We start from the raw sequence: 12,804 nt of genomic DNA on the forward strand, positions 1-12,804 counted from the left end.
CAAAAGAGAATGAAATTAATTAGTTTAAAAGGTATTGCACTGTTTGTTACTGCACTTTTAATGATTGCTTGTGGGCAAAAAGAAAACAACACAACAGTTGTTAAAACAACTTCAATGGAAGAAATACATCAAAGTTTACCAAAACAAGAAAACAAAGAGGTGACAAGTAATACTTCCTATAAGAAGGGTGATCACGTTCCTTCTGATTTAGTTTGCATGGTTAATGATGCTTACATGGGGGGAAACAAACAATTAGAAGTCCCTTTTGAGGGGAAGATGTATTATGGTTGTTGTCAGATGTGTCAGAGTCGAATACCACAAGATAATTCAGTTCGATTTGCATTAGATCCTTTTAGCTTAAAGCAAGTGGACAAAGCTTTGGCTTATATTGTTATCATTGGCAATAATGGAGAAGTGGCTTACTTTGAAAATGAGAGTAACTACAAATCACTACTTGCGCAAGCAAAAGAAGCATAACTTAATCATGGGGCTATGCCTTAGCCCCATAATACTTTAAACAAATATGGAAACTAATAGCGTTTTACATATAAAGAATATGGTTTGCCACCGTTGTGTACTCGTGGTAGATCAAGAACTAAAGAAATTAGGTGTACTTGAAGCCACTGTTACTTTGGGAAAAGTAATATTGCATTATCCACTTGCGAGTTCTACGATGCTGCTATTTGAAAAGAAATTACAAGCCTTGGGATTTGAGTTAATTAAGAATAGGCGTGGAGCCATAGTAGAGCAAATCAAGAATTTAGTAATTAAGATTGTCGATGCTGATGAGAAGTTAGCTATTAATATGTCCTACTATCTCAGTGAACAATTGGATGTTGAATATAGTTATGCCAGTAAATTATTCTCTGAAAGTGAAGGGATTACTATTGAACGTTATTATATACTACTGAGAATTGAGCGAGTAAAAGAGTATATTTCTTATGGTGAATTGTCTTTAGTAGAGATAGCAACTAAACTGTACTACAATGATTTAAGCCATATGAGCAAACAATTTAAAAATGTGATGGGAGTTTCTCCTTCAAAATATAAAAAAGATCAAGTCTTTCAAAGGAATCACTTAGATAAGATTATTACTTAATTTACTTTTGTGACCATATAAACTTGATATGGTCAGTTTTTCTATTTGTATTGCGGGGATGCTATGTATGGAGTATCCCCGTTTTTTATTGAGCTTTAATCATTTTTGTCAATTGCGAATTAAAAGCAATAAAATAGTAAACGGTTAGGTCACGACCTAACCGTTTACTATTCTTCTATATTATTCTGTTTGAGTAAATCTTGTGCTCGGTGTAAATCATTTTGATCGACAAATACATTTACAGCTTTACCGAGTATTCCATATCCTGCTGCAATACCAGACTCGATATCATCGCGAATAATGTATGCAATGCCATTTTCTTCTAAGAGATCTCTGACAGCCAATACCATTATCTCACTGCCAGCATATAATTTTTTGCTACTCATAATTGTTTGTGTTTTAATAAAGTAATTTACTCAAAAAAAATAAAATATCAGCAATTAAGAAGACTTTTAAGATAATATTATTTGTTTTGAATCCTATTATTATCAGAGTTCACTTATGAAGTTATTTAAACTTAGTAGTTCCCTTGCTTAAAAAGATTTATTTTTTAAAAAAAACACGGATTCTAAACCAACTAAAAACTCTAATTTCTTTGATTATATTTACTTCAAAAAGTATGCATATTATTAAAGTTTTAATCTGCTTGTTTACAGTGGTTAGTTTTGCTCAACCAAAAGCAGTAATAGATCAAACGACTTATCACTTTTGGCTAAACGAACCTAAAGTAGTAGAAGATAAAACTCCTTTGATTATCTTTTTACATGGTAAAAGTCTTTCCGGTACAGATATCAATAGGGTTAAGCGATATGGAGCCTTAAAGGGAATTGAGAAAGGGTTAGATATTCCCGCTTACTTAGTAGCACCTCAATTGCCTTCAGGACCTTGGAATCCTGATAAAGTAGAGGAAATAGTTACTTATATGATAAAACATTTCCCGATTGATGAATCTCGTATTTATGTGACTGGTATGAGTTTGGGGGCCTATGGAACCTTGAAGTACACAGCCAAATATCCAAATCGTGTAGCTGCTGCTATAGCAATTTGTGGTGGTGGAGAAAATAGAGATGCTTGTAGTTTGGCAAGCGTACCAATTAAGCTTATACATGGAGATAAGGACAACATTATACCAATGAAAGAATCCAAAAGCATCCTGAATGCCATTCAAAAGTGCGATTCTAATGCTCCTGTCGAGTTAGAAGTAATAAAAGGCGGAACACATGGAAGTGTAGAGGATCTATATAGACATATAGAACTATATAATTGGCTGCTTAAGCATCAAAAGAAAATAGAGACAGTGGAAATCTCTTTGCAATAGAATTACCTCTTATCATACTCAATAAGTTTACTAATTGTATTAAAGTGATTTCTAATAATAGACAAATGTCTTATCCGAGCTACTGGAAAGACCTTAAATTTACTGCCAAAATTAAGTTTAATAGGTATGAGTAATAGAATAAAGACCATCGCATTTGATGCAGATGATACACTATGGGATAACGAAATATATTATCAGCAAACAGAACAAGCTTTTTGTGAGTTATTAAAAGATTTTCTCCCAAAAGAAGATACTTCGAGAGTACTGTTTGAAACAGAAATGAGGAATTTAAGTCGTTATGGCTTTGGAGCCAAGAGCTTTTTACTTAGCTTATTAGAAACAGCTATGCAGATAACTCAAAGGAAAATGAATGATGTTTTGATGCAGCAAATTCTGGATTTAGGCCATGCTTTAATAGATAAGCCCATTACTTTATTAGATGGTGTACAGGAGACAATGGAGATTTTAAGTAAAGATTACACCCTTATTTTAGCAACTAAGGGAGATCTGTTAGATCAAGAACGCAAACTCAAGAACTCAAATTTAGGCAAGTATTTCGATCATGTGGAAGTCATGAGTGATAAGCAGACAGAAGATTACCACAAGTTAATTGACAAATTGAATATCACTGCCCCAGCATTTATGATGGTAGGAAATTCAGTAAAATCAGATATTATTCCTGTTTTAGAAATTGGAGCCAATGCCTTGCATATTCCCTTTCACGTAACTTGGGCGCATGAAGTAGTAGAAGCAGTTGACCATAAAGGATATTACAAATTAGATAACATCAGAGAAGTTGTTGATTTTCTCAAATAAGATTAAAACTCATCTACACCATAGATGAGTTTTGTGTTTCAAAAAAGATAACAAAAACTCAAAATTGTATAAAAGTTAAAGGGAGTTTTTCAAGTATTTTTGTCCACATAATCTTAGATCAATAGGCAAATGAATTATCTTTTAAACATTCCAAATAGAAAGAACTACTTAGTAGCCTTTACCTTTATTGTTAGTATGGTGGCCGCTGCAGTACTGTTTAAAGATAGAGAAATCGTGTTACCAGAGATAGCTGCACTGACAATTGGGCTATGGGTATTTCAGGAGAAAGCTTGGTTAAGACAACCTGAAAAGGTCTTTATTCTACCTTCCATTACCGCTTTTGTTGGATTTAGCATAAATATGTTAGAGATACCTTATGTCGTTAAAATAGTGGGAATATTGTTTTTCATGTTAATATTAATGAAAGTAATTAACTATAGTTTACCACCCGCTTTAGCTACTGGCTTTCTACCTATTGTTACTAATGCAACACATTGGTCTTTTGTATACGCTATTTTAGCTACTACTTTTATCTTGATGATTGGCATCTATTTATTTAAGTTAAACAAGAATATAGATAGAAATAGTAAAGTAAATACTACAGCAATGACTGTTTATGCAGGGATTGTTTTGAGTACTATTTTGATTGCACTGCTTTTTGGTAAGGAGAAATACGTTGTTATACCACCTATTGCTGTGGTTCTTTACGAGACACTGCATATGAAACAATATACAATTAAAATGGTAGTTAAACAGATAGCAGTATTGAGTTTGTCTATTTCTATAGGAGTAATCCTCTATCTTTGTATTTCCAATTGGATTGTAATTACTATATTGATGCTATTGTCAATATACTTTTTATTAGAGCTATTTCAAATGAAGATGCCACCAGCGTATGCTTTTCCTTTCTTAGTATTTATATTTTCTAAAGAACAGGTAATCAATTTGCCTTGGCTAACAGTTTTATTGAGTAGTTTTTCGCTATTCATAGCATTGGCATATCACCGATATTATTTATCAAAAAAGATAGTTCAATTAGATTGAGTATGTTTTTTTGACTCTGTCTGTAATTGAAAAATGTTGGTATCTTAGTAAAACCAATCAATTATAGCTTTTTAATTAGAAAACATTTAAGGTATGTTCGAATATATAGATAGAGAATCTGTGCTAACCAAATCATTTCTGGAAGAGTATCAATCTCATTTTAGAATAGAGTCATATCCGAGCAAAACAGTTTTATTAGCCCAAGGGCAAGTTGCTGAGAAAATCTTTTGGATTGAGAGTGGGTGTATGCGTATTTGGTTAAACAAAGATGGTCAAGAAGTTACCTTTCAATTCTTTCTTGAAAATAGCTTAGTTGCATCAATTGAAAGTTTTTGGCAGAGTACTCCCAGTCTATTTACGTTAGAGACTATAGAACCTACAACAGTTTGGGTCGCTGATAAGAAAGATCTCAAACCATTATTAGACAAGACTTTACAAGAAGAAGCTTATAGAAATCTGTTTATTGATGCTATTTTTCAGCGTACCTTTGATTATATGCAACGCAGTTTATCTTTTGTTCAATCTACTCCTGAACAGCGTTATTTAAATTTAGTTGAGCAGCGACCTGAATTAATAAAGCGCATTGCTCAACATTATATTGCATCTTATATCGGAATTTCTAAGGTACATCTAAGTCGTATCAAGAAAAAATTGCTCAAAAGCTAAATTGATAACAAATGTTATCGCTTTAGATGTAGAGCCACTACTACTTTTACAATCTAAATATTAAACAAAATGAAAGCAGTAATTGTAGAAGAAAAAGGGAAAACTCCCACTTATACTCCCAATTTTAAATCATCAAAGGCTATTGCGAAAAATGCTGTGCTTATGCGCGTTAAAGCTGTTGCTATTAAAAACTTAGATAGAGCCATAGCCAGTGGTAAGCATTATTCTGTGAGTACTAAGAGTTTCAATCCATTTGTCATAGGAACTGATGCTGTAGGTGAGCTTGAAGATGGCAGATTAGTATATGGATTTGGAATACAAGGAACTTTAAGTGAATATGCTTATGTAGATAAAAATCAGATAGTTCCGCTGCCTAAAGGAATGAATATAGCACTTGCGGCTGCTTTACCAAATGCTTTGATGGGGTCTGTTATAGCTCTGATGTTAAGAGCAAAGCTCAAAAAATCAGAAGTTGTACTGATAAATGGCGCAACAGGTGTAACCGGGCAAGTAGCAGTGCAAATGGCCAAATATTATGGGGCAAGTAAAGTATTTGTAACAGGTCGCAATGCTGATGCACTCAAAAAATTAGAACACTATGGCGCAGATCAACTTATCAGCTTAACTCAATCAAGTGAAGAATTAAGTCAACAAATACACAAATTAAATCAAGAGTTTCCTATTGACATCGTCATTGATTATTTATGGGGAGAGAGTGCAAGTGTCATACTAAACACTTTAAAAGACAAAGGAGCTTATCAACACCATACTCGATTTGTCAATGTGGGAGCTATGTCTGGTGATGATCTGCAGTTATCTTCTTCTATTTTAAGAGGAACTGATTTAGTCTTATTAGGCTCAGGATTGGGTAGTTGGCCTCAAGACGATATTGATCTTTTCTTTAGGGAGTTGCTACCAGAAGCTTTTAATTTAGCTTGTGAGAAGAAACTTTTTTTAGATACTATTTCCTATAATTGGAAAGAAGTAACACAAGTATGGAATCAATCATTAAAAAGCAATGTTAGACTTGTATTTGAAGTAGCATAGATAGGCTAACTTCTTCTTTTCTAATTTTGATAATCAATTGTATCAAGCGATAAAGCATTTACAAATTCGCAATAATTAACAAGTTAACCAACTGTTATTAAAAATGTTAATCAATCGAATATAAAATAACAAGAGGCTGTTTAACTAAACAGCCTCTTGTCTTATTTATTTTGTTGGTTTTTCTAAGAAGTCAAAGAAGTAATTTGCAATTTTTGTATTCAAATGAATTCTATCTTTCCCAAGTACATTATGTTCATGCGTTGGGTAAAGAAAATAGTCAACCTGTTTGTTCTCTTTGATACACGACTCTATGAACTCCATAGAATGCTGCTGTACAACTACAGGGTCTTGAGCTCCGTGAATAATAAGGAGTTTGTTATTTAATTTATCCGCCTTATTCAATAGACTTGTCTTTTCATATCCTTGAGGATTCTCTTGAGGCATATCCATATATCGCTCTCCATACATAATCTCATACATCTTCCAGTCCATAACTGGTCCTCCTGCAACTCCAACTTTAAATATCTCTGGATGATTGATAGATAGGGTAGTAGTCATAAAACCTCCAAAACTCCATCCATAAACACCGATTTTGTCTTGATTTACAAAAGAAAGTGATTTTAGGTATTCAACTCCTTTTAATTGATCCTGCATTTCAGCTTGTCCTAACTGTCTGTGAATTACTTGTTCGAAATCACGTCCTCTATTGAAGCTACCTCTATTATCTACAGTAAAGACAATATAACCGTTTTGGGCCATGTAGTGGAAGAATAAATTTGCTCCACCTAACCATGAGTTGGTAATAAGCTGTGCGTGAGGTCCACCATAAACATAAACCATTACAGGATATTTCTTGTTTGGATCAAAGTTTGTTGGATAAATAATTCGCGCGTTTAAATCTGTTTTATTGTCACCTGCTTTAAACTTAACCAATTCCATTTTAGGCATGTTAATCACACCTTGATAAGGATTAACAGCTTCAAATAACTCAATTTCTTTCTTATTATCCGTGTTTTGGACAACAGCTTTATTAGGAGTCTCTAAATTGTTGAATTGATCTAAGAAAACTGATTTACTCTTGTTTAAAACAACGTTGTGTGTTCCTGAAAGTTCAGTCAATTGCTCCGTTTTTCCCTTTTTTAAATTAACTCTAAAAAGTTGTCTATCTAACCCTTGATTAGTAACTCCTTCATAATAAGCGTGCTTTCCTTCATGATCGAATCCTAAGAATTTAGAAACTATGACATTCTCAAATCCTAACTTTTGTTCTAATTTGCCATCTGTATTATATAAATACATTTGTCTATATCCTTCTGATTCAGAGAAGTGAATAAACGATTTTTTATTAGGTGTAAAAACTAATCCTTGAGAAGGTTCAACATAGGTAGTCGCTTTTTCTTCAAATAATGTTTTTTCAAATGCACCTGTTGCAGCATTATACTGATTTAGTTTTAAATGGTTCTGATGACGGTTTAAAACTCCAACATATACATAATTACCAGAAGGATCCCAGGTTACCATCGTCAGAAATTGATCTTCATATCCAGTATCTAATGTTACTTTTTCTTTTGTAAGAACATCGAATATAACTAAAGAAACGCGTTCATTAGTCATACCAGCCATTGGGTACTTGATACTCTTATTTTCAGCTACTCGTTCACCCCATTGAACTAAAGGATAATCTGTAACTGTACTTTGGTCTTTTCTATAATACAATAATTGATCTTGTTTTGGGCTCCACCACATACCTGTGTCAATACCAAATTCGTTTCGGTGAGTACTTCCACTTCCATTAACAACATCAATATTGATATCTTCAGTAACAACCATATCAGCTCCTTTGTTGTCAGTAATCACGATATTATTGTCTTTTAACCAAGCAAGGTAGTTCTCATTGCGAGATATTGTTTGCTCTTGAGCAATACTATTGTATTTAAAGAAGTTAGTTACTTTTTGTTCCTTCGTATCTAATTTAATATTGTATTTAAACTTTTTCTCTTTGTCCATAACTGTAAAAACAGCGACATTGTCTTGTACCCATTTAAAATCAAATGGAATAGTGTTTAATTCAAAAGGACTGTTTTTAAAGTTCTGGTTTAAGATTAATTCAAGTTGCTTAGCTGTTAGAATAGTTTGGTCTTGCCATTTTAATTCTTTTGACTTTAAAAGTAAACTATCTCTTTGTGATGTTACAAAAGTAAAAGCACTATCATTCTTCCATTGAGGTTGAGCTAAGCTCTTTGGAGCAAAATGTGAATATTGTGCTCTTGTTGCCTCTGCAATAGTTAAATCTCTTTGTGCAAATAGTATATTACCCGTTAGTAGTAAAAATAGTAGCGAGCTTTTTTTTATCATATTTTTAAGTTTAAAAAGCTAATTTAAACTAATTGTGCTGTACATACAATATTCCTTTAAAAATAGAGGAGTAATCCCCTGTTAAACCCAAAAGCTCTTTGTCAAATTTAGCTTGTTATTTACCACCATAATCTTTAAATAAGTTGTCAATATTAAAATTATTGACGTTAAAACCTATTAGTTATTGTCATAATGCATAATTTTATTCTTTTACAAAAAGAACTTTTAGGCTTGAAAACTTGGATGAGAATAAATGCTCTTTTATTTTGTACTTTTATAAAAATAAACAAATACAAATGAAACAAATCAACGGGAAGGTAGTATATATCACAGGAGGAACCAAAGGAATAGGTAAAGGGATGGCAGCGGCACTTTTAAAAGAAGGTTGTAAAATAGCTATTAGTGGTCGTAAATTATCAGATGTAGAGTCAGTAGTCAGTGAATTTAATAGCAAAGACGTTTTGGCTATCAAATCTGATGTAAGAGATTATGGACAGGAACAAGCAGCAGTACAGAAAATTGTAGATACTTTTGGGCATTTAGACATCGTAATTGCCAATGCAGGTGTAGGTATTTTTTCATCTATCGAAGAAATATCAATTGAGGATTGGAATACAATGATTGATACCAATTTAACAGGAGTGTTTCATACCCTTAAAGCATCTGTTGCTCAATTAAAAGCAAATAAAGGATACTATATAAGTATTGCCAGCTTGGCTGGAATTAATTTCTTTGCTAATGGGACTGGATATAATGCAAGTAAATTCGGTGTTGTTGGTTTTACGCAAGCTGCCATGCTAGATTTGAGAAACCACGATGTAAAAGTAACTACTATTCTTCCAGGATCTGTATCAACAAACTTCAACAATCATATTCCAAGTGAGTTAGACGCTTGGAAGATTCAGCCAGAAGATATGGGAGAGTTAGTAGTAGATATTTTAAAGATGAATCCAAATGTTTTACCAAGTAAAATAGAGATTCGCCCAACCAAAACAAGTTAAAAATTCAAACAATATACAAACTATGGGAACAGACTTTGGAAAACTTCTTTTGAGATTAGGAGTTGGTGGACTGATGATTTTTCACGGAATTTATAAGTTGATTCACGGGCATGATTTCATTATTAATCAATTATCCGCTAAAGGCTTACCTACTTGGTTATGGTTAGGTGTGCCTATTGGAGAAGTAGTTGCACCTCTTTTTCTAATCTTAGGTATTGCATCGAGATTCTCGGCTGCTGTTATTGCCTTCACAATGGTAATGTCAATCTTCTTAGTAAACGGAATGGCTGTATTTAATACAACAAATACTGGAGGGTTAGCAGGTGAATTAAATCTACTTTTCTTATTTAGCTCTTTAGCTATTGCCTTTATTGGCCCAGGAAAGTTTAGACTATATAAAGGAGCTGGATTTTTAGCCTAAATACGATACAAAGAACAGAAAGAGGGTTTACATTAAAAGTAAATCCTCTTTACATTTTCCTTAAAATGACAAGACGCTCACTGAGGTGTTCTATCTCAAAACCAAACTGTTGACTAATAACTTCGAAAGTCTTAAAAGTATAAATAAAAACGTGTGTTTGATCTTTGCGGTAATACCAATTGACAAAATCAGTTTTCCCTGTGTAAAGATGAGTTTTGACAATTAACAAGCCACCTGTTTTCAATAGATTATAAAGTTTTGTTAGCTCTTGAAAAGGATTGTAGAAATGTTCAAATACTTCGCAGCTAAAAATAAAGTCATAGTTGTAATTTAAATAATCTTGATTCGGATAAAAAAAAGGGTCATATAAATTAATCTGATAGCCTTTTTCATTTAATTGCTTAGTAATAACAGGACCTTTTCCACAGCCATAATCTAAACCTAACATATCACTTGTACAGCGTTCTAAAATCGCGTTAGTTACAGGAGAAGTAAACTCTTGATAACCTATGTCATTAATATCGTTATTATGGCATTCGTAGTGTTTTTTCTCCTTATCAGGTGAAAAATAATATTGACTATCCTTAAGATAAGCTTCACAGTTGTCACAAATAAAATAAAACTCATCGACCTTTTTCTCTAAAGGCAAATTACATAAGGTACATTGCATTTGATAACTTCTTAATTTTGATCGAAAGTAAGTCTTTTTTTCAAATGCCTGTCTGATTTTAAATAGAATTGCCAAATATATATAAGAATAGACTCAATAAGTAACATTGGTTACAATCCAAACTGAGAATTGTTTCTATTTTTACCACTTAATGCTCTATAATTTAAAACAGATGAAACAGGAGATTAAAGTTAACCCATTTTCTCTACTCATATTAAGAGTAGCTCTAAGTGGTATTTTTATTGTTGCGGGTACCTCACACATTATTGCGCCTGACCAAGTAAGTAAACGAATTGCAAATGCGAATTTTGGCAATTTTGCACATCTATTTGGAGATCCTTATACTTTAGGGATCATCTCTGGTTATGCAATGATACTATTTGGTGTATTATTCCTAATCGGTTTTATGGTTAGATATGTTGCTGCGATTTTATTTGTCATACTCATTCCAATAACTATAACTATACAGATGGGAAATGGTTTGCTACATGGACCACTTTGGAAGAATATTGCCCTTTTTGGTGGCCTATTATTTTTTATACTTAATGACTTTAAATCCTGTAGTCTAATTTCTTGGAATAGATTTAAGTAACTCAGAGCTTTACAACCACAAAGTTTTAATATTTCTTGACTAAAGACCTTACTACTTACTGATTGTCTCCTTCAAAAGGAATTTAAACTAAAGATAAAATGCCTTCAATTCTTTAAGTAAGAATATATTCATTTTATTTACTTAGGCTTATATAGATTTAAAATTTGAACGCTATTAGTTTTGTTATATCAAATTAATAGTGTTTTTTTATTCAATAGAAATAGAATTTATTATTTAAAAAAACGATAAACAATGTATGAAGATATAGACTTTGACAATTTAGATCGTCCAATATTATTACAATTTTATGCTAATTGGTGTGCTCCTTGTAAAACCCTGTCAAAATATATTAATCACATAGAAGAAGACATTAAAGCTTATGTCGATTTTATAAAAGTAGATATTGATATAGATAAGGTACTAAAACAAGAGTTCTTTGTTCGCTCTGTACCAACACTTATTTTGGTTAATACAAAAGGAGATATCTATTGGCGCCAAACAGGTGTAGTTTCGCCTCAAGAAATTATTAAACACGTCAGTCAGGTAGAAAGGTAGGTACAAGATACAGGTTAGTAGATAGCTTCTAAATTTATGCTTCTAAAGAATAGTTAGACTTAAAACATTGCAGTGTTGATGAGTTTTCCTATTTTTAAGTAAAGTTAAAATCTTAAGTCTGTTTTCAAGTAAGAACAGCATTTTTATTATGAAATATTCAATACATATTTTTGTACTCACCAGTTTAGCTTTTCTTCTTTTTTCTTGCACAAAAAGCTATGAGTTAGAATCTAAGGATGCAGGAGAGCATGGTTACGAGGTTTGGCAAGGAAACTTTATAGTTCAAGATGGTGTACATATTCCTTTGTTATTTGGCGTTGAAGCAAAAGAAGGTACAAGGCAAGTACGCCTATTTAGTGGACCTGAATTAGCGCATTGGAGTTATTGGATTGATAGAGGAGATTCTATTAGTTTTCAATCTGGTCTACACAGCGAGTTTAAAGGTATTAGACAGGGTGATAAAATATCTGGAATCTATATAGATGGTGTTAGAACTAAGCAAGAACGTGCAAAGTTTGAAGTTCAAAAGGTAGAAAAACAAGAAACACCATTTCCTATCATAACTAATCCAAGTGCTATCTCGCCAATAGGTACTTGGGAACTCAATTTTGGACAGCTAAAAGATTTGAGTGATTCAAAAGAATTATTGAGATATAATATAGATAGAGTACAAACTTTTGATTTGTATAGAAACGGGAATGTTGTAATTGGAAAAGCATATGGAGCTGGCGGCATTCAAGGATTTGATGGAGTGATGACTTCCGATGGTTTTATATGCTCATCATTTCACCATTCTGAACCTTTTTTAATTGAGGCTACTTTTATAGACGAAAACACTTTTGATGTTGAAATTACATCAACTACAGATACATATAAAGCTATAGGAAAACGCAAATCACAAACTATTGAGGATACAGAGCATACAGAGTCTGTACTAAGAGGTATTTACTTAACCTTGAAAGGATTCTTTAGATGGTAATTAGAAGAACAAATCTATATTACATAAGGTCAATATAAGAATAGAAAAAAGATCATAGCTTTTAAGGTCTTGACTTATAGGTATTTATTCAACATAAAAGATTGGCTCAATTTAAGATTGGAACAAAATCACCAAAATTAAAGAACCAGATAACAAATTTAAAAAAAGCAGATTAGCATGTTCTATAAGAGCGGTTTGCTTGCACTTACTAGGGGATTCCTTGCACTTTTCTAGGGGTTTA

The 12,804-nt window shown here is 32.6% G+C and carries 15 protein-coding genes; 12 read left to right on the top strand and 3 right to left on the bottom strand.

What is annotated here, in order from left to right:
* Positions 1-9: 9 nt before the first annotated feature.
* Positions 10-477, top strand: a complete 468-nt coding sequence (locus NWE55_RS15155; protein ID WP_155091461.1) for a hypothetical protein — start codon at positions 10-12, stop codon at positions 475-477.
* A 46-nt stretch (positions 478-523) separates the two neighbouring features.
* Positions 524-1,099, top strand: coding sequence for a helix-turn-helix domain-containing protein (locus NWE55_RS15160; protein ID WP_155091462.1), 576 nt, complete (start codon positions 524-526; stop codon positions 1,097-1,099).
* Positions 1,100-1,266: 167 nt separating this feature from the next.
* Here the strand turns inward: NWE55_RS15160 and NWE55_RS15165 are convergent, their stop codons facing one another.
* Complete coding sequence (locus NWE55_RS15165) at positions 1,267-1,485, bottom strand: putative signal transducing protein (protein ID WP_155091463.1); 219 nt, start codon at positions 1,483-1,485, stop codon at positions 1,267-1,269.
* A gap of 233 nt (positions 1,486-1,718) precedes the next feature.
* Here NWE55_RS15165 and NWE55_RS15170 point away from each other — a divergent pair, with 233 nt between their 5' ends.
* The 5 genes from NWE55_RS15170 (at position 1,719) to NWE55_RS15190 (ending at position 5,990) form a co-directional block, all read left to right on the top strand.
* On the top strand, positions 1,719-2,417 hold the full coding sequence (locus tag NWE55_RS15170) for a carboxylesterase family protein (RefSeq protein WP_155091464.1): 699 nt from the start codon (positions 1,719-1,721) through the stop codon (positions 2,415-2,417).
* Between the two features lie 126 nt (positions 2,418-2,543).
* Positions 2,544-3,233 carry an HAD family hydrolase gene (locus NWE55_RS15175; RefSeq protein ID WP_155091465.1) on the top strand — a complete coding sequence of 230 codons (690 nt, stop codon included), beginning with the start codon at positions 2,544-2,546 and terminating at the stop codon, positions 3,231-3,233.
* Positions 3,234-3,362: 129 nt separating this feature from the next.
* Complete coding sequence (locus NWE55_RS15180) at positions 3,363-4,277, top strand: hypothetical protein (RefSeq protein ID WP_155091466.1); 915 nt, start codon at positions 3,363-3,365, stop codon at positions 4,275-4,277.
* A 93-nt stretch (positions 4,278-4,370) separates the two neighbouring features.
* Positions 4,371-4,943, top strand: coding sequence for a Crp/Fnr family transcriptional regulator (locus NWE55_RS15185; protein WP_155091467.1), 573 nt, complete (start codon positions 4,371-4,373; stop codon positions 4,941-4,943).
* Positions 4,944-5,012: 69 nt separating this feature from the next.
* A complete protein-coding gene (locus NWE55_RS15190) occupies positions 5,013-5,990 on the top strand; it encodes a quinone oxidoreductase family protein (protein ID WP_155091468.1) in 978 nt (325 codons plus the stop codon).
* 165 nt (positions 5,991-6,155) lie between these two features.
* On the opposite strand, the gene NWE55_RS15195 is transcribed toward NWE55_RS15190, so the two are convergent.
* Positions 6,156-8,342, bottom strand: a complete 2,187-nt coding sequence (locus tag NWE55_RS15195) for a S9 family peptidase (RefSeq protein WP_308860673.1) — start codon at positions 8,340-8,342, stop codon at positions 6,156-6,158.
* A gap of 299 nt (positions 8,343-8,641) precedes the next feature.
* Between NWE55_RS15195 and NWE55_RS15200 the strand changes: the two genes are divergently transcribed.
* A complete protein-coding gene (locus NWE55_RS15200; RefSeq protein ID WP_155091470.1) occupies positions 8,642-9,346 on the top strand; it encodes an SDR family oxidoreductase in 705 nt (234 codons plus the stop codon).
* Positions 9,347-9,368: 22 nt separating this feature from the next.
* Entirely contained in the window at positions 9,369-9,767 is a 399-nt protein-coding gene (locus tag NWE55_RS15205) for a DoxX family protein (protein ID WP_155091471.1), read from the top strand.
* Positions 9,768-9,816: 49 nt separating this feature from the next.
* Here NWE55_RS15205 and NWE55_RS15210 read toward each other — a convergent pair whose 3' ends face one another.
* Positions 9,817-10,437, bottom strand: coding sequence for a class I SAM-dependent methyltransferase (locus tag NWE55_RS15210; protein WP_155091472.1), 621 nt, complete (start codon positions 10,435-10,437; stop codon positions 9,817-9,819).
* Positions 10,438-10,609: 172 nt separating this feature from the next.
* Between NWE55_RS15210 and NWE55_RS15215 the strand changes: the two genes are divergently transcribed.
* The 3 genes from NWE55_RS15215 to NWE55_RS15225 all read left to right on the top strand — a co-directional run bounded on the left by NWE55_RS15215 (position 10,610) and on the right by NWE55_RS15225 (position 12,563).
* The gene (locus NWE55_RS15215) at positions 10,610-11,029 is read left to right on the top strand and encodes a DoxX family protein (protein WP_155091473.1); all 420 of its coding nucleotides are present in this window, start codon (positions 10,610-10,612) and stop codon (positions 11,027-11,029) included.
* Between the two features lie 252 nt (positions 11,030-11,281).
* Complete coding sequence (locus NWE55_RS15220; protein WP_155091474.1) at positions 11,282-11,584, top strand: thioredoxin family protein; 303 nt, start codon at positions 11,282-11,284, stop codon at positions 11,582-11,584.
* A gap of 148 nt (positions 11,585-11,732) precedes the next feature.
* Positions 11,733-12,563 (top strand): hypothetical protein, encoded by an 831-nt coding sequence (locus tag NWE55_RS15225; RefSeq protein ID WP_155091475.1) that lies wholly within the window; start codon positions 11,733-11,735, stop codon positions 12,561-12,563.
* Positions 12,564-12,804 lie beyond the last annotated feature (241 nt).

This window comes from Myroides albus, assembly GCF_024722315.1.
Taxonomy (GTDB): Bacteria; Bacteroidota; Bacteroidia; order Flavobacteriales; family Flavobacteriaceae; genus Flavobacterium; species Flavobacterium album_A.

Coding starts and splice junctions, on each gene's coding strand:
- NWE55_RS15165 (WP_155091463.1), bottom strand. CDS start 1,485: ATGAGTAGCAAAAAATTATATGCTGGCAGTGAGATAATGGTATTGGCT.
- NWE55_RS15220 (WP_155091474.1), top strand. CDS start 11,282: ATGTATGAAGATATAGACTTTGACAATTTAGATCGTCCAATATTATTA.
- NWE55_RS15225 (WP_155091475.1), top strand. CDS start 11,733: ATGAAATATTCAATACATATTTTTGTACTCACCAGTTTAGCTTTTCTT.
- NWE55_RS15180 (WP_155091466.1), top strand. CDS start 3,363: ATGAATTATCTTTTAAACATTCCAAATAGAAAGAACTACTTAGTAGCC.
- NWE55_RS15160 (WP_155091462.1), top strand. CDS start 524: ATGGAAACTAATAGCGTTTTACATATAAAGAATATGGTTTGCCACCGT.
- NWE55_RS15175 (WP_155091465.1), top strand. CDS start 2,544: ATGAGTAATAGAATAAAGACCATCGCATTTGATGCAGATGATACACTA.
- NWE55_RS15185 (WP_155091467.1), top strand. CDS start 4,371: ATGTTCGAATATATAGATAGAGAATCTGTGCTAACCAAATCATTTCTG.
- NWE55_RS15210 (WP_155091472.1), bottom strand. CDS start 10,437: ATGCAATGTACCTTATGTAATTTGCCTTTAGAGAAAAAGGTCGATGAG.
- NWE55_RS15170 (WP_155091464.1), top strand. CDS start 1,719: ATGCATATTATTAAAGTTTTAATCTGCTTGTTTACAGTGGTTAGTTTT.
- NWE55_RS15215 (WP_155091473.1), top strand. CDS start 10,610: ATGAAACAGGAGATTAAAGTTAACCCATTTTCTCTACTCATATTAAGA.
- NWE55_RS15205 (WP_155091471.1), top strand. CDS start 9,369: ATGGGAACAGACTTTGGAAAACTTCTTTTGAGATTAGGAGTTGGTGGA.
- NWE55_RS15155 (WP_155091461.1), top strand. CDS start 10: ATGAAATTAATTAGTTTAAAAGGTATTGCACTGTTTGTTACTGCACTT.
- NWE55_RS15200 (WP_155091470.1), top strand. CDS start 8,642: ATGAAACAAATCAACGGGAAGGTAGTATATATCACAGGAGGAACCAAA.
- NWE55_RS15190 (WP_155091468.1), top strand. CDS start 5,013: ATGAAAGCAGTAATTGTAGAAGAAAAAGGGAAAACTCCCACTTATACT.